This window comes from Candidatus Binatia bacterium, assembly GCA_036563615.1.
Taxonomy (GTDB): Bacteria; Desulfobacterota; Binatia; order UBA12015; family UBA12015; genus DATCMB01.
Map to the genome: position 1 here is coordinate 215925 of DATCMB010000016.1, position 22975 is coordinate 238899.

At 70.7% G+C, this 22975-nt stretch carries 15 protein-coding genes; 6 read left to right on the forward strand and 9 right to left on the reverse strand.

The features are described from left to right. Positions 1-267 precede the first annotated feature (267 nt). Positions 268-2985 (forward strand): S8 family serine peptidase, encoded by a 2718-nt coding sequence (locus tag VIS07_13695; GenBank protein HEY8516558.1) that lies wholly within the window; start codon positions 268-270, stop codon positions 2983-2985. Between the two features lie 29 nt (positions 2986-3014). Here the strand turns inward: VIS07_13695 and VIS07_13700 are convergent, their stop codons facing one another. Next, positions 3015-3944: a methyltransferase domain-containing protein gene (locus tag VIS07_13700; protein HEY8516559.1), complete on the reverse strand. Its 930-nt coding sequence runs from the start codon at positions 3942-3944 to the stop codon at positions 3015-3017. 65 nt (positions 3945-4009) lie between these two features. On the opposite strand from VIS07_13700, the gene VIS07_13705 reads away from it, so the two are divergent. Both VIS07_13705 and VIS07_13710 read left to right on the forward strand, forming a co-directional pair. After that, positions 4010-4933, forward strand: a complete 924-nt coding sequence (locus VIS07_13705; protein ID HEY8516560.1) for a hypothetical protein — start codon at positions 4010-4012, stop codon at positions 4931-4933. 56 nt (positions 4934-4989) lie between these two features. Further along, entirely contained in the window at positions 4990-5745 is a 756-nt protein-coding gene (locus VIS07_13710) for a methyltransferase domain-containing protein (protein ID HEY8516561.1), read from the forward strand. Here VIS07_13710 and VIS07_13715 read toward each other — a convergent pair. From VIS07_13715 to gor, 7 genes are all read right to left on the reverse strand, one after another. Beyond that, on the reverse strand, positions 5742-6983 hold the full coding sequence (locus VIS07_13715) for a hypothetical protein (GenBank protein HEY8516562.1): 1242 nt from the start codon (positions 6981-6983) through the stop codon (positions 5742-5744). The genes VIS07_13710 and VIS07_13715 overlap by 4 nt on opposite strands. Further along, positions 6983-8995, reverse strand: a complete 2013-nt coding sequence (locus VIS07_13720) for a hypothetical protein (protein ID HEY8516563.1) — start codon at positions 8993-8995, stop codon at positions 6983-6985. Before VIS07_13720 ends, VIS07_13715 begins: the two co-directional genes overlap by 1 nt. Positions 8996-9033: 38 nt before the next feature. Further along, positions 9034-12516 carry a glycosyltransferase gene (locus tag VIS07_13725; protein ID HEY8516564.1) on the reverse strand — a complete coding sequence of 1161 codons (3483 nt, stop codon included), beginning with the start codon at positions 12514-12516 and terminating at the stop codon, positions 9034-9036. A gap of 24 nt (positions 12517-12540) precedes the next feature. After that, positions 12541-13776: an LL-diaminopimelate aminotransferase gene (locus VIS07_13730; GenBank protein HEY8516565.1), complete on the reverse strand. Its 1236-nt coding sequence runs from the start codon at positions 13774-13776 to the stop codon at positions 12541-12543. 216 nt (positions 13777-13992) lie between these two features. Continuing rightward, positions 13993-14955 carry a collagen-like protein gene (locus tag VIS07_13735; protein HEY8516566.1) on the reverse strand — a complete coding sequence of 321 codons (963 nt, stop codon included), beginning with the start codon at positions 14953-14955 and terminating at the stop codon, positions 13993-13995. A 261-nt stretch (positions 14956-15216) separates the two neighbouring features. Beyond that, positions 15217-15816 carry a hypothetical protein gene (locus VIS07_13740; GenBank protein HEY8516567.1) on the reverse strand — a complete coding sequence of 200 codons (600 nt, stop codon included), beginning with the start codon at positions 15814-15816 and terminating at the stop codon, positions 15217-15219. Between the two features lie 363 nt (positions 15817-16179). Next, entirely contained in the window at positions 16180-17556 is a 1377-nt protein-coding gene (gene gor / locus VIS07_13745) for a glutathione-disulfide reductase (protein HEY8516568.1), read from the reverse strand. A 117-nt stretch (positions 17557-17673) separates the two neighbouring features. Here gor and VIS07_13750 point away from each other — a divergent pair, with 117 nt between their 5' ends. Next, positions 17674-18534 (forward strand): class I SAM-dependent methyltransferase, encoded by an 861-nt coding sequence (locus VIS07_13750; GenBank protein HEY8516569.1) that lies wholly within the window; start codon positions 17674-17676, stop codon positions 18532-18534. Between the two features lie 13 nt (positions 18535-18547). Here VIS07_13750 and VIS07_13755 read toward each other — a convergent pair whose 3' ends face one another. Beyond that, the gene (locus VIS07_13755; protein HEY8516570.1) at positions 18548-20008 is read right to left on the reverse strand and encodes a sulfatase; all 1461 of its coding nucleotides are present in this window, start codon (positions 20006-20008) and stop codon (positions 18548-18550) included. 140 nt (positions 20009-20148) lie between these two features. Between VIS07_13755 and VIS07_13760 the strand changes: the two genes are divergently transcribed. Then, positions 20149-21948, forward strand: a complete 1800-nt coding sequence (locus tag VIS07_13760) for a long-chain-acyl-CoA synthetase (GenBank protein HEY8516571.1) — start codon at positions 20149-20151, stop codon at positions 21946-21948. Beyond that, on the forward strand, positions 21948-22913 hold the full coding sequence (gene corA / locus VIS07_13765; GenBank protein ID HEY8516572.1) for a magnesium/cobalt transporter CorA: 966 nt from the start codon (positions 21948-21950) through the stop codon (positions 22911-22913). The genes VIS07_13760 and corA overlap by 1 nt, the downstream gene beginning before the upstream one ends. Positions 22914-22975: the final 62 nt, after the last annotated feature.

A 22975-nucleotide genomic window follows, 5' to 3' on the forward strand; every position in this document is an offset into this window, starting at 1 on the left:
ACGCTGCGTCGCCAACCGGTAAGACAACCTTCCCAGCAAGCCTCACGGCGGCGAGCAGAGCGGGCTACCGTGGCAACGCGCCACACCCCGAGCACCTCTGCACGATGAGCGAACGTCTGACACGAATGCAACGTATTAGGAGGCGGCACCTCTTTTGAGCGAGCGACCGAATCCGGCCCATCGCTTGCTCGCGCGCCGTCGGACCCCACGCCTTCCCGGGCGGCCCCAAACCGCTCACATCCGGGAAGCCGCAAGGAGCATCCTCTAATGGCCCGTATCTTCCACCGACGCCTCATTCCGTCGACGCTGGCTCTGCTTGCCGCGCCGCTGACGATCGCCCTGGTCGCGTCCGTGGCGGCCGCCGCAAAAGTGGCGGAGCCGCAGCTCGAGCGCGTCGAGATCGTCCTCGACGTCGACGCGCTGCCGCAGGCGGACCAAGAGCGCTTCGCGGACCGTCGCCAGGCGATCGCCGACGCGATCGCGACCGGCATCCCGCTGTGGCGCTCGTTCGACCCGCGGGAGGTGCTGCAGGAGTCGCTCGCGCAGCTCGCCGAGCACGGCGTCGACGTCGGCGAGACCGCGATCGTCAACTTCGACTCGCTCGAGGCCGACGTGCCCGTCGGCAAGCGCGAGGAGCTGAGCTCGCTGGGCTTCGTCCGCCGCGTGCTCTCGCCCGCGTTCGCGACGCCGTCGGGAGAGATCGACAGCGAGGGGCTCGAGGTCATCGGCTCGGACATCGCGAACGCGGCCGGTCTCACGGGCGCCGGCATCAAGGTCGCAATCATCGACTCCGAGTGGCACACCCTCAACGAGACCATCGCGGCGGGTGAGCTGCCCGCGATCCCGGTGTCGATGCAGTTCCGCATCAACGGCATCGCCACGACCATCAACAACCAGGCGGTGCACGGCGGCGGCGTGCGCGAGCACGGCACGGCGGCGGCCGAGGTGGTGCACGAGGTGGCGCCCGGCGCGACGCTGGTGCTCTACCGGCTCGACTACAACGGCAAGGGGCTGGTCACGCCGGCGGCGATCAAGCTCGCGATCCGTCACGCGGTGGACAACGGCGCGCAGGTGATCCTCGTGCCGCTGCACATCATCCGCACGATGAGCGACCCGGGCAGCACGAACCCGTTCGCCGACGACATCGTCTACGCCACCGCGGCGGGTGCGACCGTCGTCGTGCCGGCGGGCAACGAGGCGCTGCGTCACTACGAGGCGCGGTTCACGCCGTGCACGTTCTGCAAGAAGGACGACTTCTGCAATACGGCGAACGACGACTCCTCGTACCACGTCTTCGACGGTGAGTCGCCGATCAACGACATCATCCTCGACGCCGACTGGGAGGACTGGGTCTACGCGTCCGAGAGCTTCAACCAGGTGCGCATCACCTGCTACAGCGCGACCGACTCGCCCAACGCGAACAACTTCCGGATGCAGCTGCTGCGCTTCCGCGAGCGCTTCGACGCGCAGGATCCGCCCGACTACCCCTACTGTCCGAGCGATGCCGGCGTCTCGATCGTCCCCGGGACGGACGTGGCGCTCGGCGACTCCTTTTCCAAGGAGCTGCCGGTCGAGACCGATTCGTTCTACGACTACTACTTCATCGCCGTGAAGCGGATGAAGGACGCCGGCAACGAGCGGCCGAACTTCCGCATCAACTGCACGGTGGGCGCGGGCGAGTTCACCTACTTCACCTCCGAGAAGAGCTTGAACGACCTGGCGGTGGTCAACGAGACCATCGCCGTCGCCGCCGGCGGCTTCCCGGGCTTCGACGTCCTCCTCGAGACCAGCTCGTGGGGTCCGACGTCCGATCCCAACGGCCCGATGAAGCCCGACCTGACCGCGCCGGGCGAGGTGCTGAACTTCGCGACCACGGAGAAGGAGTTCGCCTTCCTCGGAACGTTCAACGGCACGTCGGCCGCAGCGGCGCACGTCGCCGGCGTGGTGGCGCTGCTGCAGTCGCACCGGATCGAGCGCGGGCTCGCGCCGTTCACGCCGGCGCAGGTGAAGCTGATCCTCGCCGGGTCGGCGATCGAGCTCGACGACGGCGATCCGGACCTGGCGGGCCCCGACCCGTACTACGGCTGGGGCCTCGTGCAGGTGCCCGCGGCGATCCTGCCCGGCGTCCCCGGCGACGGCACGCGCGACGACTGGGACGGCGACGGCATCGCCGACCGTGCGACCTACGTCGCCGCGACCGGCACCTTGGCGTGGACCGGCTCGACCGGGGCGTCGGGCTCGCTGCAGGGCTTCGGTGGCCCGGAGTGGCGTGCGGTCCCGGCCGACTACGACGGCGACGCCAAGGCCGACGCCGCGGTCTACAACACCCAGAACGGCAACTGGATCTTCGAGGGCTCGGCCGGTGCGATCGCGCCGTTGAACGGCTTCGGCGGCGCCGGCTTCCTCCCGACGGTCTGTGACTGGGACGGTGACGGCATCGCCGATCCGGGCGTCTACGAGAAGGCGACCGGCAACTGGAAGTACCAGGGCTCGACCAGCGGGCTCGTGCAGATCAACGGCTTCGGTGGCCCCGGCCGCTTGCCGATCCCCGGCGACTGGGACGGTGACGGCCGCTGCGACCCCGCGACCTACCAGAAGGAAGGCAGCTTCTGGTCGTACCGCGGCAGCACCGAGGGTGACGTCACCTTCAAGTTCGGCGGTGCGGGCGCCGGCCGCTTCCGCCCCGTGCCCGCCGACTACGACGGCGACGGTCGCATGGACGCGGCGCTCTACCAGAAGAAGAAGGGCCGCTGGCGTCTGCGGATGTCGAGCTTCGGCGGCGTCGTGGAGGCGTTCAACGGCTTCGGTGGCGCTGGCTTCGTCGCCGTGCCGGCGGACTTCGACGCCGACGGCAAGATGGATCCCGCCATCTTCCGCAAGCTGAACAACAACTGGCGCTACCGGAGCTCGAAGACGGGCGAGTTCCTCGGGCTCGGCCAGTTCGGCGGCCAGGGCGTCCAGCCCATCACCGGCTGGCGTCCGTAGCGGAAAGACGTCGTCCCGCGCGCGACCGGCTACCGCGTCGCGCGCGGGACCACGCCGTCGACCAACCGGAAGCGTGCGGGGTCGGCGGGCACCGCTTCGAGCAGGAAGAGCATCTCGACCTGCTCGTCACACGCGCTCTCGAGCAGCACGAACGGCAGCCCGTAGTCGGCGATCAGCGACTCGAGCTGTGCACGCAGCGAGTCGTGCGTCCAGACGTGGAAATGGGTGTCGTAGCTGTCCTCGAGAATGCGCCAGCCGAGCTCGATCGCCGAGCGCGCGTCGAGCGACGCGTGCATGTTGAGGTTACACTCGGCGACGTGCGCGAGGTCGGACAGGCGCTTCATCTCCGTCCCTGCGCTCGCGAAGTCCCACAGCAGGTGGTCGAGGCTCGTGAGCGGCCGTCCGCGGTCGAAGGTGTAGCGGGCGTCGGGCACGATGCAGAGCGCGAGCCCGCCGGGCTTCAGCACGCGGTGCCACGCGAGCAGCGCACGGATCGGGTCGTGCGCGTGCTCGAGCAGATGGCAGGCGATCACGAAGTCGTACGCGTGGTCCGGCAGCAGGTCGAGCGTCATCGTGTCGCACACGACGTCGGGCCTTCGGATGCGCTCGGGCGGGACGTCCGGGTTGTGCGCGCACAGCTTCTCGTAGTCGAACTTGTCGACGTAGCGGGCGCGAGCGCCGCGCGGCAGCCAGAGCGGGCTCGCCAGCGCGCCGATCTCGACGCCTTCGCCCCGCAGCCGCCGCGCGAACTTCGCGCGCAGGTTGTCGGCCACGTCGCCGCCCGTCCCGGACGCGCTCTCCGCGCCACTCGAACGTCCGCGACGCAAGCTCCGCAAGGCGTTCGCCAGCAAGGACATCCGCGGCGGAGAACCGCCATGCGAGCCGTCGGATGTCAACCGTTGCCCACGCGCGACGCGGGGCGCGCGATCGCCGTTGCCTTCTCCGCCCGCGATCAGCATACAAGAATTTGCATTGCCGGACGGAGGTCGCGTGGAAGCGGCTCACGACGGCAATAGGGTTCGCCATGTCGCCCATGACGCTCGTGCGCTCGGCACTGTCGCGGCTGCGGAACGGTCGGCCGTTCTCGCACCTGCTCGCTCGGTACGCGCCGCTTGCAGCGTCCCACTTCGGCGCGGAGGCGCCCTACCCGTTCGTGCGACGCGACGACATCCGCCTGCGTCATTCGGCGTCCTACCTGCTCGCGGGCACGACCGGCATCGAGATCGGCGCCGGTCCGTACCCGTCGCTGCTGCCGCCGGGCGTGCGCTGCGAGTACTACGACACGCGCGACGCCGCCGGTCTCGCGCAGTACTTCGCCGGCGCGGCGACGCCGCCGACCCGCCACGTCGACGAGATCTCCGCGCGCTTTCCGGACGGCGTCGACTTTCTGATCGCGCACAACGTGCTCGAGCACACCCCGGACCCGATCGGGACGCTGCTCGCGTGGCTTCGCTGGCTCAGGCGCGACGGCGTCGCGATCCTGTCGCTGCCGCACCGCCTGGTGTGCGCGGGCGACGCGCTCCGACCTGCCACGACGATCGAGCACGTGCTGCTCGACTACGCGCTCGGCGAGCAATCGACCTCGCTCGGCTCGCGCGAGCACTTCATCGCCGGCTGCGTCGGCTGGGCCGCGCACTGGCCGGAGATGTCCAAGAACGAGTTCGCCGAAGGCATCCTGCGCGCCTCGACCGGAGCCGAGATCGAGCACCACTTCCACGTCTTCGACGACGTGCTGACGGAGAAGACGGTGCAGGCGGCGCTCTGGCTTCGCGGCGCGGGCCGCATCCTCGCCCTCACCTCGCCCTACACCGATCCCGCGACCGACGGCGACATCATCGTCGTGATCGGCGAGAGCGGTGCGCCCGTCGCGCCGCCCGAGCTCGATGACGTCCGCGCGCTGCTGCAGTCGGCGCTCGACCGGCTCGGGCGAGGAGGCGAGCAATCGTGATCTTGACACGACGTCGGCGCGCTTCTCTGCTGGCCCGGGTGAGCGCGCGCGAACCGATGGCCGAGCCGGAGCCCGCGGTGCGGATCGTCGACCGCGAGGACTATCGCGCGGCGCGGGTCGCGTTCCTGCGTCGGCTGATCGACCCGGCGAGCGCGCGCGGGCTCGAGATCGGCGCGTTCGACCTACCGACCGTCCTACCCGAGCACGGCGCGTGCGAGTTCGCCGACTGGCGCTCGACCGACGAGCTGGTCGCGATGTTCGCGGTGCCGCGCGAGACCATCGCGCCGATCACCCACGTCGTCGCCCGCGGACGCGCGCTCTCCGAGCAGATCACGACGCGCTACGACTACGTGATCGCCTGTCACGTCCTCGAGCACACGCCGGATCCGATCGCGTTCCTCGGCGACGCCGGTCGTCTCGTCCGTCCGGGCGGCATCGTCTTTCTCGCCGTCCCCGACAAGCGCCGGACGGCGGACGCCGGGCGCCCCTCGACGACGCTCGACGAGCTCCTCGAGCGTCACCACGCCGGCGTCACGGAGCCGCCGCTCGCGCAGATCATGCAGTTCGCGCGCGCCTGGCTGCCGGGCTTCGACCGCTGCTCGCTTCGCGAGCTGCACGACTTCGCGGTGCGCAACCTCGCGAGCGGGCTCGCCGATCCGCACTGCAACGTCTGGCAGGACGAGGAGCTGTTTGCGCAGCTCGAAGAGCTGATCGCGAACGGCTTCCTGCCCGACCTCGAGCTCGCCGCCTGCGGCCCCAACGACCCGGCGTTCAACGAGTTCCACGTCGCGCTGCGCCGCAAGGCGGCCTAGCGCTTGCGCAGCCGCATCTCCCACCCGGCCGGCGGGATCGGGATCCGCACCACGCTGCCCGGCGGCGCGTCCTCGTAGCGCTCGACCTGGTCGGCGAAGCGCAGGTCCGGACGCGCCTTGACGCGCCAGTCGAGCGGCATGCCGACCAGCACGAGCACCGCGAGCGCGACGCGCGCGACCCAGCGCGCGCCGCGCCACGGATCGGCGCACGCCGACCGCAGCACGACGGCGAGGAACGCGACCGTCGGGATCACCCAGTAGCGGATGCCGACGTCGCGCCACTGCAGCGCCTGCCAGCGCGGCGCGGCGTCGACCGCGGGCGAGGTCAGCGCTGCGCCGAGCACGAGCACGCCGAACACGATCAGCAGGCGCAGCGCGAAGCTCGAGGTGACGACGAACGCGCGCGCCACGGCGAGCACGCAGACGACGCCGAGCGCCGGCAGCAGCGGCCCCGGATCGCCCTGACCGAGGAACAGCCGACCGTGCACCGGCGCGCCGGCGAGTCCGCCGACGACGATGTGCCCGCCGACGATGCCGAAGAAGCGCCGCACCGTCGGCTCGAGCGGCGTCGCGAACCGACCGCCGCCGTCGGCGGTGAGAAACGCGACCGTCTGCACCACCGCCGTGGCGGCCACCGTCGCGAGCACGACGAGTCGCCACGTGCTGCGCTCGCGCCACCACACCGCGATCGCGACCGGCACGAGAAAGACGTAGGTCGGCCCGCTGAGCCCACCGACGATCAGCAGCAGGAGGTCGCACGCCGCCCACGCACGGCGCCGCGGCGCGTCCGCGACGACGATCAGGAAGCCCAGGATCGCGAGGTGCGTCTGCACGTTGGTGACGTTGCTCTGCACCTCGAAGGAGTTCGGGAGGCCGATCAGGATCAGCGCCGCGAGCGCGCGCAGGCGCCAGTCCGGGATCGCGCCCGCGAGCCGCGACGACAGCAGGTAGAGCGGCGGCAGCGCTTGCCCGACGATCGCCGCGACGTTGAACACGAGCGGCGCGGCGCGCAGCCCGACGGCGACACCCGCTGCCGCCGTCAAGCGCGAAAACGTCTGGAAGTATCCCGCCGCCGGCTCGAGCAGCGCGACCAGCGGACCGCGGTTGTGCGCCGCGGCGAACCAGAGCCTGCCGTCCTCGGCCCAGAACTGCGGATTGGTGAGCGCGTCGGGACGTCGCGAAACGATCAGCGCGAGGACGATCGAGACGCTGCCGCAGATCGTCGCCGCGCGCTTCATCAGCGGCCCAGCAGCTCGCGCAGCTTCGGGATGCCGTCCAGCATCGGCATCGGATCGAGCTCGAAGATCGTCACCCCGTCCTCCGCATAGCGCAGCCTCGCGTAGCGCGACGCGGCGATGCGCTCCGCGTCCGCCGGATCCCCCCGCGCTCCGAGGTAGAAGTAGCGCACGCCGCGGAGCAGAAGGAAGCGCATCGCCTCGTCGTCGTCTCGCGTCGTCTGCACGCGCAGCACGCGCTTCGACACCTCGCGCCCCCAGTTCGACATCCGCGGCGAGAGGCTCGACAGCATCGAGCCCGCGGTCGTGCGCCGATTCGTGAGATAGGGGATCCAGTAGCCGGCGTCGGTGCCGTGCGGAAAGCCGGGCAGCCAGAACATCGTCCGCACCGCGAACATGGCGTCGGGCGGCGTGTTCTCGCGGATCCACGCCATCGCGCGCAGGTCGGCGGGCGTGACGAAGAAGCGGTGCGGCTCGAGCTGCGTCACCCGGTCGCGCGCGCCGAGCGCGCCGAGGACGAGAAACAGAAGCAGCACGGCCCTCCGTACCGTCGCTCCGGCGCGCAGCCAGCCGAGCAGCTCGTGCACGCCGGTCGCGACCAGCAGCGAGGCCGGCAGGTAGAGCGCGATCAGCACCGCGCCGACGTTCGTGAACTGGAGAAACGGCACCCGCAGCCGGTGCGCCTCGCCGAGCGCGAGCAGCGCCACCACCCACACGACCGTCAAGCACGCGAGCGTGCTGCGCCGCACGACCGCGACCGCCGCGAGCGCGAGCACGACGGCGATCGTCGCCGGCCCCGCGAACAGGTAGGCGATGCTCTCGACGGAGAACGAGAAGTACTCGGGATCGCCGGTCAGCCGGTCGCCGTCGGGCGCGGCGATGCCGCCGCGGAACTGCGCCGCCGCCCAGTGTCCGGCGACGTAGCCGTGCACCGCGCGCACCATCCCCGGCGCCGCGAGCGCGCCCGCCGCGAGCGCCAGCAGCGCGGCGACGAGCAGCAGCCGGTGTCGCGCCTGCGGCGCCGCGCGCACGCGCCAGAGCTCGGCCGCGAAGGTTGCGGCGAGAAGCGGCACCAGGAAGAGCGCGACCCGGAAGTGCAGGAGGAAGACGCCCGCGACCAGCAGGCAGGCGTGCAGCGCCGTCGCGAAGAGCGAGGCGGGCGCGCGCGCGGCGTCACCGCTGGTCGCGTCGCCTTCGGACGCGTCGCCGCTGGACGCGCCGCCCGCTGCGGCGCGCAGCGCGTCCCAGGCGACGAGCCACGCCGGCAGCACGATCGTCTGCGCGGCGAGCTGCGTGAACCGTCCCCAGTTCACGTAGAACGCCGGCTGGTGCGAGACGAGGCCCGCGCACACCGCGCCGATCACCGCCGGCACGCGGCCGACGCGGCGGTCGAGCACGAGGTAGACGCCGAGCCCGCAGAGACCGTTCAGGACCTGCGCGAGCCACAGCGTCGCGGTGTGCGCCGGCACGTCGGCGAGGAGCTGCAGCGTCCCGGTGAGGGCGTAGAGACCGAGGTGGTAGCGGTCGACCGACACCGGGAAGTACGGCTCGAGCGACGACGGCAAGCGTCCGTGCCGCGCCGTGAGCTCGGTGAGCAGCACGTGGTGCAGCGAGTCCGACCACGCCGGGAAGGGCTCGACGTGCGCGACCCACACGCGCGTCCCGAGCGTCACGAGGACGACGCCGAGCGCGAGCCACTCGAGGCCGGCGAACCGAACCGTCGCGAGCGCCTCGCGACGCAGCGCCGCCGAGGCGATCAGGCCGAGCGCGAGGAGCAGCACGACGAGCGCGCCACGCCCGAGCGCGACGCCGGGTGCGATCACGCGCAGCAGGAAGAACAGGATTGGCCAGAACGCGACGCCGAGGCTCGCGGCGACCGCCCACGCTTCGAGCGGCGCGTAGCTGCGCCAGGCGCGGCGCACGCACAAGAGCGCCCAGCCCGGCACGAAGAGCATCGCCAGCGTGACGAGCAGGACGCGCAGCTCCGTCGCGGCCGACGGCAGCTCGAGGCTCACGTGCGTCCGGGCGCGTCGCCGCCGTCAAGCACCGCCGTTCACGCCCGTGCGGGCCTGGAAGCGTGCGGCGCGCGCGACGCGGTCCTGGTCCAGTCGAGGCGCACGAAGCAGCGCTCGCGCAGGATGCGCTCGAACTGCTCGGCCGATCCCTGCCACGTCCGCTGCTGCATCTCCGCGGCCGCGGCCCGCCCGAGCTGCTCGCGCTGCGCGGGATCGTCGACCAGACCAATCAGCGCCTGGGCGACGCTCTCGGGCTCCGGCTCGGCGAGGCGGCAGGTCTTGCCGTCGTCGATCATCTCGCGCACGCCCGGCACGTCGGCCTCGACCACCGCGCAGCCGCACGCCATGCCCTGCAGCGGCACCCACGAGATGTTCGCCGACAGCGAGAAGCAGAGCAGGATGTGCGACGCGTTCATCTCGCGCGCGAGATCGGCGTGGCTCAGCACGCCGAGGTTCTCGAACTCGAAGTCGACCTCGCGCAGCTCCTCGTCGCTCGCGCCGAACATCGCGATGCGCACGTCGGGACGCGCTTGCTTGACGCGGCGGAGCGCTTCGATGCCGAGCGGGAAGCCGCGCCGCGGCAGGCTCGGACGCGCGAAGAACAGGATGCGCGTCGGCGCGCCGCGCTCGGCGGGATCGCGCTCGAGGCGGAAGATCGAGTGGTCGACCGCGAAGTCGATCGACAACGCCGGACGCCCCGTCACCTCCTCCATGCGACGCGCGAGCGAGCGGCCGATGGTGATGATCTGCAGCGGCAGCTCGTACGTCGCCTCGGCCCTGCGGTAGAGCGGATCGCGCGCCTCGTAGAACTCCGGCTCGAAGTCCTGCACGAAGTACGCCTTGAACAGCGAGTCCGCGAGCCGGTCGACGGTGTACGCGGTCGGCCAGTTGGTCGCGATCGAGACGTCGGCGGGCAGGATGTGCTGGTGGCCGATCACCGGATCGACCTTCAGCGGACCGAAGTTCTCCTCGAGGAAGCGATGGATCTCCTCCTCGGAGAGCCCTTCGAGGTGCGCGATCGGCTCGACGTAGACGCGCACGCGGTGCCCCGCGGCGCCGAGGTGGTTCGCGAGGCGGAAGATCGTCCAGTAGCCGCCGCCGGTGCCGGCGATCGGCGCGCGCACGATCCAGTTGATGATCAGCGGGCGCTCGACCGCGCCGCGCTTGCGCAGCGACGCGAGCTTCGTGAACAGCCCGGGCGCGGCGGTGGTGGTGCGGTGACGCGCGAGCGCGTCCTCGAGCGCGCGCGCGCCCATCGCCTCGCGCTCGGCGGGATCCTCGACGAGCCGGGCGAGCGCGTCGCGCCAGCCGTCGCGGTCGGGCACCAGGAGCCCGTTGCGCCCGTGCTCGATCACGCGCTCGAAGTCGGGGTGCGCGCTCGCCACGGTCGGCACGCCGACCAGCGCCGCCTCGAGGTACTTGATCGAGCTCTTGCACTCGGTGAACGGGTTGCCCTTCTCGAGCGGTGCGAGGTTGATGTCGACCTTCGCCATCAGCGCGAACAGGCGCTGCCACGGCATCAGCGGCACGTGCGAGTGGCGCGGCCCGAAGCGGCCGAAGGTGCCGCTGACGTCGATGTGGCCGACGGTGAGCAGGCGGACGCCCGGATAGCGATCCATCAGCCAGACGATCGCCTTCTCGGCCTCGGCGAAGTCGCGGCGGTGCGTCGGGGTGCCGCTCAGGTACGCGATCACGACCTCTCCGGTCGACCGGCTCGCCTGCCCGCGCAGCTCGCGAACGCGCCGCGCCTGCGCCGCGAGCTGCACCATGTCGCGGCTCGCGACGTTCTCGTGCACGAGCACCTGGGGGACGAGGCCCTTGGCGCGGCGCGCGAGCGGCTCGGTGGAGACGATCGCGCCGTCGCAACGCTGCAGCGTCGCGCGGTAGCGCTCGAGGCCGCGGCGGTAGAGCTCGCGCTCCTCGCGCGGCTTGCCCTCGAGCGCCGCGACGTAGGGCATCGAGCTCACGTCGAACACCCAGTCGTCGGTGTCGAACACGACCGTGCGGCCGGTGCGGCGCACCTCGCGGATGAAGTGGTCGACGTCGGGACCGAACGGCACGCGGTGCAGGACGAAGTAGCCGTAGGTGCGCAGCGCCCACGAGAGGTTGATCTCGCCGTAGATCGCGACGTCGGCGGTGATGCCGAGGAGCTGCAGCTGCTCCGCGTGGTGGTCGCAGCGGTAGCGCTTGGCGTCGCCCGGACAGCCGCTCAGGAACAGCACCGCCTTGCGCGGCTCGCCGCCGAGCATCGGCGGGCGGCGCGGCTCGAGGCCGAGAAGGCGGCGCGGCAGGTCGCTGAGCTGGCGCGCCGACTCGGCGAGCTGGCGCAGCGGCGCGGTGATCTTCCACGACTTCGAGCGCAGCACCGCGTCGAGGATCGCGCGCGTGTGCTCGATCTGCTCGTGCTGCTGGTGGATGAACGCCTCGTGACCCTCGATCGCTTCGCGCGCGAGGCGCAGCTGCTCCTCGAGGTCGGCGCAACGCGCGAGCGCCTCCTCGTGCGAGAGCTGCGTGCGGGAGCGCTCGCCGTCGCGCAGCGCGTGCTCGCCGGCGCCGAGCAGGACCACGCGCCGCGCCGCCGCCGCGATCGTCGCCTCGTGGCGGGTGTTCTTCGCCGCAATGGCGCCGCCGACCGCGCCGAACACGCGCGCCACCAGCGCCGGCGACGGACCCTTCGGCGCGCGCTCGGCGAGCGCCTGGTTCTCCTCCTCGACCGACTGCAGGCCGGCGTCACGCCGCGCGCTGAGCGGGATCGCGTGGATGTACCGGTACGGCGAGTGCGAGACGTCGCCGTACGCCGCCATGTCGCGGTTGTAGTCCTCGAAGAAGTCGCCGACCTGCGGGTCGAGGTCGAACATGTTGAGGAAGATCAGCATCTGGACGAGCAGCCAGTTGCCGACGTCGTTGGTCGCGAGCCGGCGGAAGCTGCGTCCCGATGCGGTGATCCACTCCTCGAGCCAGGCGCGCGAGGGCAGTCCGTGCTGCAGGTGCTCCTCGAGCCACTGGTGCGGCAGCCCGTCGGTCGAGCGACGGTGGAACTCGCGCAGCGCGTCCTCGGCCTGCTCGATCTCGGGCGTGCGGTACGGCCCGGCGACGATCACCAGCTCGCGCGCGATGCGCACGAGCTCGCTCAGCACGAGCCCGCGGTCACGCTCGGCGACGTGCTCGAGGACGTCGCTGCAGCAGACGACGTCGAACGACCGATCCTCGAACGGCAGCCGGCGAGCGTCGGCGACGGTGTCGACGTCCGAGCCGCGACGCAGGTCGACGACGCGCACGTCGTGCAGGAACTCGCCCATCAGCCCGCCCGACCCGCCGACGTCGAGCACCGTGAAGGGCTCGCCGGACGCGAAGGCCCGGTGGCACAGGCGGGCGATCCACCAGTTGCGGCTGTACGCGTCGGGCGGAATGCGCAGCGGTGGCGTCAAGGGTTCGCGCGCGACGCGCTTCGCCTCGAGCGGAGACGCCTGGCCGAGCCCGTTCATGGCCGACTGCTGGTGCGGCGCAGGTGGTCCCGCCATCGCCCCCTCACGACGCGGTTTCGTTCAGGACAGCCGCATCCGTCCAATGCGCTCGATCGCCTCCTCGACGTTCTCCCGTGAGTTGAACGCGCTCAGCCGGAAGTAGCCCTCCCCCGAAGGCCCGAAGCCGGCACCCGGCGTACCGACGACGTGCGCGCCCTCGAGCAGGCGATCGAAGAACTCCCATGACGAGAGACCGGACGGCGTCCGCAGCCAGATGTACGGCGCGTTCACGCCCCCATACACCGTGAGGCCGGCGCGAGTCAGCCCCTCGCGGATCAAGCGGGCGTTTTCCATGTAGAACTGGATCACCTCGCGCGTCTGCCGCTGGCCCTCGGGCGAGTACACCGCGGCGGCGGCGCGCTGCACCGGGTAGGAGACGCCGTTGAACTTCGTCGTGTGGCGCCGGTTCCACAGCGGGTTCAGCGCGACGCGCTCGCCGGACGCGGTCTGCGCCTTGACGTCCTTCGGCACCACGGTGAAGGCGCAGCGCGTGCCGGTGAAGCCCGCGGTCTTCGAGAAGCTGCGGAACTCGATCGCGACCTCGCGCGCGCCGTCGATCTCGTAGATCGAGTGCGGCAGCGAGGGATCGGAGATGAACGCCTCGTAGGCCGCGTCGAACAGGATCACCGCGCCGGCGCGGTGCGCGTAGTCGACCCAGCGCGCGAGCTGCTCACGCGTCGCCGCAGCGCCGGTCGGGTTGTTCGGCGAGCACAGATAGATGAGGTCGACGCGCTCCTTGGGCAGGTCGGGGACGAAGTCGTTCTCGGCCGTGGCCGGCATGTAGACGATGCCGGCATAGCGGCCGTCCTCGCCCGCGGCACCGGTGCGCCCCGCCATGACGTTGCTGTCGAGGTAGACGGGGTAGACCGGGTCGGTGAGCGCGACGACGTTGTCGGTCGCGAAGATCTCCTGGATGTTCGCGCTGTCGCACTTCGAGCCGTCGGAGACGAACACCTCGTCCTGCGCGATCTCGACGCCGCGCGACGCGTAGTCGTGCTCGCGGATCGCCTCGATCAGGAAGTCGTAGCCCTGCTCCGGGCCGTAGCCGCGGAAGCCGGCGTCGGTGCCCATCTCCTCGACCGCGGCGCGCATGGCGTCGACCACCGCGGGCACGAGCGGACGCGTCACGTCGCCGATGCCGAGCTTGATGACCTTGGCGTCGGGGTTCGCCTTCTGGAACGCCGCGACCCGGCGGCCGATCTCGGGAAAGAGGTAGCCCGCCTTGAGCTTGAGGTAGTTCTCGTTGATGCGCGCCATGACGGCGACGCATATCGGTTGCTCGCGCGGCGCGCTACGCCGCGTGGGATGGCGAGCCGCGGAGGCTCGCGTCGGGCGGGGGAGAGCTGCCGAGGCCCGCGTCGGACGGCGGGCTGCAAAGGCTCGCGCCGGTGGGCGGCGCCGCGGGCTGCGGGCTCCTCGAAGCCCGGCCCACGGCGAGCGCCCACGCGCCGTGCGAAGCGAGCTCGCGGCCCCTTACGGCTCCTGCTCGGGGTGGAACTCGATCGAGTAGTTGACGACCGTCGGCACGGGCAGACCGGTCTGCTCGATCTGCACCGTCGCGGGCCAGGTCGCGATGTAGGTGATGCTCCCGTCGAGGCCCGAGCACCAGCGCGCCCCGCCCGTGATCGTGCAGGTCGGAGCATCCGCGGGGATGAAGCCGTTGACCATCAGCGACACGGTGACGCTGGTATCCGCCCCCAGCGTCGCGTTGGTCCAGGCGCGGAGGTTCTTGAGCTGGCCGTACGGCATCGGGACGGAGACCTTGTCGGCGTCGGTCGAGTAGCCGGCGATCCCCGGGCCGCTGTACACCACACCCGTCGCCGTCGAGATCTCGGCGCCGGTTCCACCGGTGAGCAACGCGTAGCCAGCCCCTGCCGGGCCCGTCGCGCCGGTCGGTCCGGTGGGGCCGGTCGGCCCGGGCTCACCCGCAGGTCCGGCGGGGCCGGGGTCTCCGCTCGGGCCGGGCTCGCCAGCGGGTCCGGCGGGGCCGGGGTCACCCGAAGCGCCCGTGGCCCCGGTCGGCCCGGTGGGACCCGTCGCGCCCGTCGCGCCGGGCGCGCCCTCGAGCGCGAGGACCGCCCACGCGCCCGGGGTCGATTCCGGATCGTTGCCCAGGTTGTCGTCGATCAAGCTCAGGTAGCTCGAGCCGCCGAGGCTGACGGCGTCGTTGACCCGGTAGGTCGTCGACGGCGACCAGACGTCGCGCCAGGCGAAGCCCGTTCGCTCCCAGGTGAAGAGCGTCTCGCCGTCGGGACAGTTCTGCTTCGGTCCGAGCTTGCGCAGGACGTTGATCCGCCCGATGTCGGTCTTGATCTTGGCGACGCAGGTGCGTGCCGGAGCCGGCGGCGGCGGTGGGTCCGAGTCGGCGTACGCGGCCGTCGACAGCGCGACGACCAGACCCATCGCCCAGGGGAGTGCGCGGTTCCTCGTGCTCAAGGTTGATCCCTTCTCGCAGCGTCGCTGCGCCTTGCTCGCAGCGGTGCGCTGCAGAGAGCTCCCCGCTCCATCGGACGAACGCGGCGCGCACGTGAGCACGACCTCGACGTCAAGCATCGCGCATGGTCGACGCGGTACGCGCGCCGCGCGCGAAGTTCCGCGCGCTCGGTGGGCACGTCGCGGGCGGCGCCGTGGGCTCGGGCTCTCCGATCCAGCCCACGGCGCGCCCACGACGTGCGCGCGACGCGTGCTCGCGCGGCCTTACGGGTCCGGCACGTACTCGAGCGAGTAGGTGACGGTCACCGCCTGGCCGTTGGTGGCCGGATCGCCGTCCATCAAGATCGCCACCGAGACGATGTGGTCGTCGCCGATCTCGCGGACGGTCTCCAGATCGTCGCACGAATCCATCCCGAACGAGATGGTGCAGTAGATGGGGTACTGCTCTTGCGTATCGCCGTCCACCACCACCTGGACGAAGATGACGTTGGGCTCGGTGAGCTTCGCGCTCGACCGTGCGCGAAGCTTCTGCAGCTTGCCAGGGCCCAAAGGAACCGAAACCTCGAAGGGGTTCTCCGAGAAGCCGGCGACACCCGGACCGACGAAGACCTGACCCGTCGACGAGTTGACCGTGGAGCCCGTTCCGCCGGTGAGCACCAGGGCGGTGCTCCCGGACGGCGTGTCTTCCGGTGGACGCTCCTCCTTCGGCCCGAGCCTCGGCAGGAGGTTGTCCGTCCTGATCCTCGCGATGCTGGTGCGCGAGGGTTGCTGCTGAGGCGACGGAGGGTCGTCGGCGTACGCAGCCGTCGACAGCACGACGACCAGGCCCATCGCCCATCGGATGGCGCGATCACGCGTACTCACGTGTCCTCCTTTCTCGCAGCGTGCGCTGCGGGCTTGTCACAGCGGTGCACGCTCGAGCGCAGCGGCCGCTGCGAGGAGAGCCCCGGGGTGCATCGGACGAACGCGGCGCGATCGTAAGTCCGAGCTAGCGCAGGCTTCGCATGCTTGACGCCGCGAGGTCGGAGCGATCGCGATCGAGCGCCATCCTCGCGCGCTCTGCGGCAAGGTCGCGATCTTCTTCCGCAGCGCGCGCGCGGGCGGATGCGCGCCGGGCGGAGCCGGCGCGTGCGGCGCATGACGCGTGCTGGGGCGAAGGCCAGCTCGGCCGCGCGACGCCGGCTGGAAGCCGGCTCGGTCACGCGGCGCGGGCGGGCTCCTCCGACCTCACTCGCTGCCGGCGGCGCCGCGCGGCGGCAGCGGCTCGCGCATCGTCACGAGCTCCTCGGCCGCGGTCGGGTGGATGCCGATGGTCGCGTCGAGCTGCGCCTTGGTGGCGCCGCACTTCATCGCCACCGCGAAGCCCTGGATGATCTCGCCCGCCTCGGGTCCGACCATGTGCACGCCGACGACGCGGTCGGTCCGCGGATCGACGAGCAGCTTCATCATCGTCGTCTCGTCGCGTCCGGTGAGGGTGTGCTTGAGCGGTCGGAAGCGCGTGCGGAAGACCGTCACCTCGCCGAGCTCGGCGCGCGCCTCGGCCTCGGTCATGCCGACCGCCGCGACGTTCGGGTGGCTGAAGACCGCGGACGGCACGTCGCGATGGTCGGGCTTGGTCGGCTTGCCGCCGAACAACGTCGCCGCGACCGCCGCGCCCTCGTGGATTGCGACCGGCGTCAAGTTGATCCGGTCGGTGACGTCGCCGACGGCATAGATGCTCGGCACCGACGAGCACGAGTACTCGTCGACCAGCACGGCGCCGGCGGGATCGAGCTTGACGCCCGCCTCCTCGAGCCCGAGGCCGCGCGTGTTCGGCACGCGTCCGGTCGCCATCAGAACCTGATCGACCTCGAGCACGCTGCCGTCGGTGAGCGTCGCACAGAGCGTCGAGCCGCGCCGCTCGACCGCCGCGAGCTGCACGCCGAAGCGCAGATCGATGCCCTGCTTGCGCATCTCCTCGGCGAGCACGCTGCGCACGTCGTCGTCGAAGCCGCGCAGGAAGAGGTCGCCGCGGTAGATCTGCACGACGTGCGCGCCCAGGCCGTGCAGGATCCCGGCGAACTCGACCGCGATGTAGCCGCCGCCGACGATCAGCACGCGTCGCGGCAGCTCCGGCAGGAAGAAGATCTCGTTCGAGGTGATGGTCAGCTCGCAGCCGGGTCCCGAGGGGACGAACGGGATCGAGCCGGTCGCGACCAGGATGTAGCGCGCGGTGACGCGTCGGCCGTCGACCTCGACGGTGTGCGGGTCGAGCACGCGGGCGCGGCCGTGGAGGATCTCGACCCCGTGGCGCTTCAGGATGTCGCCATAGACGCCGTTCAGGCGGGCGATCTCGCGGTCCTTGTTGGCGATCAGGGTCGCCCAGTCGAAGCGCGGCGGCGGGACCGTCCAGCCGTAGGCGGCGGCATCACGGAAGTCGACGCCGTAGTGGGCCGCATAGAAGAGCAGCTTCTTCGGGATGCAGCCGACGTTGACGCAGGTGCCGCCGAGCCGCTTGTCCTCGGCGACCGCCACCCGGGCGCCATAGGAGGCCGCCATCCGGCTCGCGCGCACCCCGCCCGACCCGGCCCCGATGGTGAAGAGGTCGTAGTCGTACTCCGCCATCGCGAAAACCTCGCTTCCTTTCCACAGGACCGTCCGTTAAGTTCCCACGGCGCCGGTCCGATCATCCTCGGCGTGCCTCGCCCGGCCCCCGCCGCCGCCTCCGAGAAGGACTTCTCCATGGACCAGGAACAGATTCGCCAGAAGATCGCGAGCTTTCCGCGATGGCACTACCAGTTCGACCTTGCGGGCAACCTGACGCCGATCTTCCGCGAGAAGTGGATCATCCGTCACGCCGAGCGCAAACGCTACTTCTTCGACCCGGTGGTCGACCTGCTCGGCGGATCGCTCAAGGGCAAGCGCGTCCTCGACCTCGGCTGCAACGCCGGCTTCTGGTCGCTGAACGCCATCGAAGCAGGGGCGGACTTCGTGCTCGGCGTCGACGGGCGTCAGATGCACGTCGACCAGGCGAACTTCGTCTTTGACGTCAAGGGCATCGACAAGAGCCGCTACCACTTCGCGCAGGGCAACCTGTACGAGTTCGACTTCTCGCCGTGGGCCCCGTTCGACATCGTCTTCTGCTTCGGGCTGATGTACCACATCGCGAAGCCGATGGGGCTGATCGAGCTGATCTCGCGGATCAACACCGACATCCTCATCATCGACACCGGCATCATCCGCCTGCCCGGCTCGTTCGTGCGCTACCGTCGGGAGAGCACCAACGACCCGCGCGCGACCATGGAGTACGAGCTCGTCAGCTCGCCGACCAAGGAAGCGATTCGCGACATGGTGCAGACGCTCGGCTACAAGGCGGTCGTCCTGCGGCCGCAGTTCCGGAGCTACGTCGGCTCGCGGCGCTACGAGAACGGGCTGCGGCGCGCGTTCCTCTGCGCGAAGCAGACCGACCTCTCGAAGCTGCGCGTGCCGATCGAGGGCTGGGAGGAGCCGACGCGCTGGTTCCACGCGCCGGTCTGGTACGCCTACCGCCTGGTTCAGAAGGCGCGCGAGAAGGGCCTGCCGGGCTTCCGCACGCCGACCTGAGCCGCGCGCTCCGTCACTCGACGTAGCCGAGCGCGCGGAGCTGCTCGACGGTCTGCGGATCGACCTCCGGCTGGTCCTCGTGGAGCTCGCTCGACGCCTCGCGGGACTTCCGCAGGCGCCGCTCGAAGCCGAGCAGCACGAAGCGCATCCTGCGGATCACGTCGGGCTGCGCCTCGGCGAGGTTGTTCTGATCGAGCGGATCGCTGCGCACGTCGTACAGCTCGAGCACGCCGGGGTCGTTGCGCGGCATGTGGAAGTTCCCGTCGGTGATGCTGCGCAAGCGCGAGAACCAGGCGAAGTTGTAGACGCGCTCGGAGCTCGGCTTCGTCCCGGGCGCCGCCCCGGACGCCGCTGCGCTTTCATCCGACGCCGCCGCGGCGGCGATCAGCGGCAGCAGGCTGCGCCCCTCGCTCGTCGGCGGCGCCTCGCGACCCGCGAGCTCGGCGAGCGTCGGCATCACGTCGATGCCACGTGCGATGCTCGCGACGCGCACGCCGGCGGGCAGCCGTCCGCCCTGCACGATGAGCGGCACACGGAGCAGCTCCTGGTAGACCGTGTGCCCGTGGCCGAGGCCGCCGTGCTCCATGAACTCGTCGCCGTGGTCGGCGGTCACGATGAAGATCGTCTCGCGGCCGCGCGAGACGCTCTCGAACATCGGGAAGAGCTCGCGCAGGCTGTCGTCGACGTACCGGATGCAGGCGTCGTAGCTGTCGACCATGAAGCGTAGGTCGCGCAGGCTCGGCTTCGGCTCGCGCTCCTCGAACGTGCCGTTGCGATAGAAGTCGCGCCCCCACGTCGTCTGGAAGACGCGCTTCAGGTGCTCCGGCGGCAGGTACGGATTGTGGACGTCCATGTAGTGGACGTACGCGAAGAACGGCCGGCTCGGATCGAGCTCCGCGACGAGGTCCTTCGCCGCCGCGTTCACCTCCTCGGCGAGCGCGTGCCCGTGCGCCTTGGACGTGCCGGGCAGGTAGCGCGACAGACGCATCCCCTGCGCGAAGGTCGCCTCCGGCGCGTGGTGCGGGTTGGTGAACACGCCGAGCGTGTCGTAGCCGACCTCCGCGAGCATCTCCGCCAGGGTCGAATTTTGGTCGGCGAGGCGGTAGATCGTCCAGAGCTCTTCGGGGCGCGCGTTGCGGCGGACCAGCAGCGGCGCCACCTGCCCCGTGAGCAGCGCCGCCGTCGCGTTGAACGTCTGCGGCGCGTGCGACCACGCGTTGTCGAACACGACGCCGCGGCGCGCGACCTCGTCGAGGAAGGGCGTGACCGGTCGCGGATAGCCGTACGCGCCGACGTGATCGCGGCGCAGGGCATCGATCACGACCAGCACGATGTTCGGCTGCGGCGCGGGCCGCGGGACCACGGCGTACGCGGCCACGAGGCCGACGCCGACGACGGCGAAGACGATCAGCCAGAGCGCGGCGCTCGCGCGCCGGCTGCGCAGCGCAGGTCCTGGGCGTGCTTCCTTGACCATGCCCCCCAAAATTCGCCCGAAGACGACGCGTCGGCTCCCCACCGACGCGGACCCCACGTTTGACTAGCGCCTCGCGACGCGGCTGTAAATCACCGAACGATGGAATGCCGCCCGGCAGGGCTGCTACCTCTTTCTGCCGCATGGACTTCCTGTCCCGCGTCGCGACCTTCGTCGAGGACCTGATCGAGCTACCGCAGTTCCTGCGCGTCAAGCGCGCGCTGGACGCGGCAGGGCAAGGCGCGCTCGCCACGATGGGCTACGTCTGCCGCCGGCAGGCGGAGAAGATCCCCGATCGCACGGCCTTGCGCTTCGAGCGCGAGCAGGTCACGTACGGCGAGTTCAACGCGGGCGTGAACCGCTACGCGCACGTGCTCGCCAAGCACGGCGTCCGCAAGGGCGACGTCGTCAACATCATGATGGAGAACTCCCCCGCCATGCTGATGGCCCAGGGGGCGTGCGCGAAGCTCGGCGCGATCGGCGCGCTGATCAACACGCACCTCGAGGGACGGGCGCTCCTGCACGTGCATCGCGCGTCGCGCGCGAAGGTCGCCGTGGTCGACCGGCCGTGCGCACGCGCGATGCTGCCGCTGCTCGACGAGCTGCGCGATCTGCAGGTCCTCGCCGACGTCCCGGAGATCGTCGCCGAAGGCTCGCGCTTCCTGTCGCTCGGCGAGGCGCTCGACGCCGCGTCCGACGCCGAGATCGACATCCCCGACGTCAAGATCTCGGACGTCTTCCTCTACGTCTACACGTCCGGCACGACGGGCTTCCCCAAGCCCGCGATCGTGCGCCACGGACGCTTCACCGCCGGCGGCCACTCGCTCGCGGTCCTGCTCGATTTGACGCCGGACGATTGCTCCTACGCGCCGACGCCGCTCTACCACGGCTACGCCAACTTCGTCGGCTTCGCGCCTGCCTTCCACATCGGCGCATGCTTCGCGTCGAGACGAAAGTTCAGCGCGACGGAGTTCCTGCCCGACGTCCGCCGGCACGGCGCGACGGTGTTCTGCTACGTCGGCGAGCTCTGCCGCTACCTGCTGCGCACGCCGCCGACGCCCGGCGACCGCGACCACCGCCTCCGCCTCGCGACCGGCCCCGGCCTGCGTCCGGACATCTGGCTCGAGTTCAAGAACCGCTTCGGCATCGAGCGCATCATCGACTCGTACGGGCAGACCGAGGGCAACGTCAGCCTGCAGAACCGCCGTGGGCGGGTCGGGTCGTGCGGTCGCTGCGCGCCGTTCCAGCACGATCAGCTCAAGCTCGCTCGCTACGACCTCGAGCGCGGCGAGCTCGTCCGCGGCCCGGACGGCTTCCTCGTCGAGTGCAAGGTCGGCGAGGCCGGCGAGCTCCTGAGCCGCATCTCGAAGAAGAGCGCGATGGCGTTCGATGGCTATGCGGATCCCGCCGACAACGAGCGCAAGCTGGTGCGCGACTGCTTCGAGAAGGGCGACCTCTACCTGCGCACCGGCGACCTGCTGCGGCGCGACTACGCGTCGTACTACTACTTCGTCGACCGCATCGGCGACACGTTCCGCTGGAAGGGCGAGAACGTCGCGACCATGGAGGTCGAGCACCTGCTGAACCAGTGCCCGGGCGTGCACGAGACCGCGGTCTACGGCGTGCAGGTGCCCGGGACGGAAGGACGCGCCGGCATGGCGCTGGTCGTTCCCGCGGACGGCGCCGGCTTCGACCCGCAGGCCTTCTACGACCACGCCGCGCGCGCGCTGCCGCCGTACGCGCGACCGCTGTTCGTCCGCGTCGCGCCGAACGTCGACGTCACCGGCAACTTCAAGACGCGCAAGACGCGCCTCCAGGCGGAAGGCTTCGATCCCGAGCGGGTCGAGGATCCGCTGTGGTTCCGCGACGACGCGCGACGGACGTTCGTGCCCCTCGAGCGCGAGCTGTACCGAGAGATCGTCGAGGGAAGGGTCAAGCTCTGATGCTCACGGTGTTCGTCAGCCTGCACGGGCAGGTGCGCAAGGCGCCGATGATCGACCCGGCCTGGCTGCGCCCCGACAGCACCGCGAACGTCTGGGTCGATCTCGCATCGCCGACCGAGGAGGAAGCGCGCATCCTGCGCGACGTCTTCCACTTCCACGAGCTCGCGATCGAGGACGCGCTGATGGAAGTGCACCACCCGAAGGTCGAGACCTACGGCGACTTCCTCTACGTCATCCTGCACGGAATCGACTTCGAGGCCTCGCGTCACCACTTCGCGACGCACGACACCGACTTCTTCCTCGGCCGCAACTTCCTCGTCACGGTGCACGACGGCACCTCGCGTTCGATCGGGCACCTGCATCGGGTGTGCGAGCGCAACGCGCGCGTGCTCGAGGAAGGTCCGGCGGCGCTCATGCACCGGATCGTCGACACCATGGTCGACAACTACGTGCCCGAGGTCGAGAAGCTCGCCGACAAGCTCGACCAGATCGAGCACCAGGTGTTCGAGGAGCCCAACAAGAACCTGATCAAGGAGATTCTTGCCTTGAAGCGTGACGTCGCCGCGATGCGCCGCGTGGTGCTGCCGCAGCGCGACGTCGTGAGCCGGCTCGCGCGCCGCGAGTTCGACTTCATCGGCGAGCAGGTCTCCTACCGCTTCCGCGACGTCTACGACCACCTCGTGCGGCTCACCGACGAGTCGATGCTGTTCCACGACCGGCTGTCGAGCCTGCTCGACGCGCACCTCGCGAGCGTGTCGAACCGCCTGAACCAGGTCATGAAGGTGCTGACGGTGATCACGACGATTTTCATGCCGCTCACCGCGCTCACGAGCCTCTGGGGGATGAACGTGAAGCTCCCCGTCTACCCGGGCGGCGCGGCGCTGCAGTTCTGGTGGATCGTCGGCATCATGATCGTCACCGCGGTCGCCATGCTGGTCGCCTTCCGCAGGCGCCGCTGGCTCTGAGCGGGCGCTCATCGCGTCTTCACCCGCTGGCGAAGCTTGCGTGCCGGCGGGCGCGGCGTGCT

What these genes read in the sequence shown, in the direction of transcription:
- corA (HEY8516572.1), top strand. Translation starts at nt 21,948, where the DNA reads ATGCTCACGGTGTTCGTCAGCCTGCACGGGCAGGTGCGCAAGGCGCCG.
- VIS07_13715 (HEY8516562.1), bottom strand. Translation starts at nt 6,983, where the DNA reads ATGAAGCGCGCGGCGACGATCTGCGGCAGCGTCTCGATCGTCCTCGCG.
- VIS07_13700 (HEY8516559.1), bottom strand. Translation starts at nt 3,944, where the DNA reads ATGCTGATCGCGGGCGGAGAAGGCAACGGCGATCGCGCGCCCCGCGTC.
- VIS07_13760 (HEY8516571.1), top strand. Translation starts at nt 20,149, where the DNA reads ATGGACTTCCTGTCCCGCGTCGCGACCTTCGTCGAGGACCTGATCGAG.
- VIS07_13695 (HEY8516558.1), top strand. Translation starts at nt 268, where the DNA reads ATGGCCCGTATCTTCCACCGACGCCTCATTCCGTCGACGCTGGCTCTG.
- VIS07_13705 (HEY8516560.1), top strand. Translation starts at nt 4,010, where the DNA reads ATGTCGCCCATGACGCTCGTGCGCTCGGCACTGTCGCGGCTGCGGAAC.
- VIS07_13710 (HEY8516561.1), top strand. Translation starts at nt 4,990, where the DNA reads ATGGCCGAGCCGGAGCCCGCGGTGCGGATCGTCGACCGCGAGGACTAT.
- VIS07_13755 (HEY8516570.1), bottom strand. Translation starts at nt 20,008, where the DNA reads ATGGTCAAGGAAGCACGCCCAGGACCTGCGCTGCGCAGCCGGCGCGCG.
- VIS07_13725 (HEY8516564.1), bottom strand. Translation starts at nt 12,516, where the DNA reads ATGGCGGGACCACCTGCGCCGCACCAGCAGTCGGCCATGAACGGGCTC.
- VIS07_13730 (HEY8516565.1), bottom strand. Translation starts at nt 13,776, where the DNA reads ATGGCGCGCATCAACGAGAACTACCTCAAGCTCAAGGCGGGCTACCTC.
- VIS07_13750 (HEY8516569.1), top strand. Translation starts at nt 17,674, where the DNA reads ATGGACCAGGAACAGATTCGCCAGAAGATCGCGAGCTTTCCGCGATGG.
- gor (HEY8516568.1), bottom strand. Translation starts at nt 17,556, where the DNA reads ATGGCGGAGTACGACTACGACCTCTTCACCATCGGGGCCGGGTCGGGC.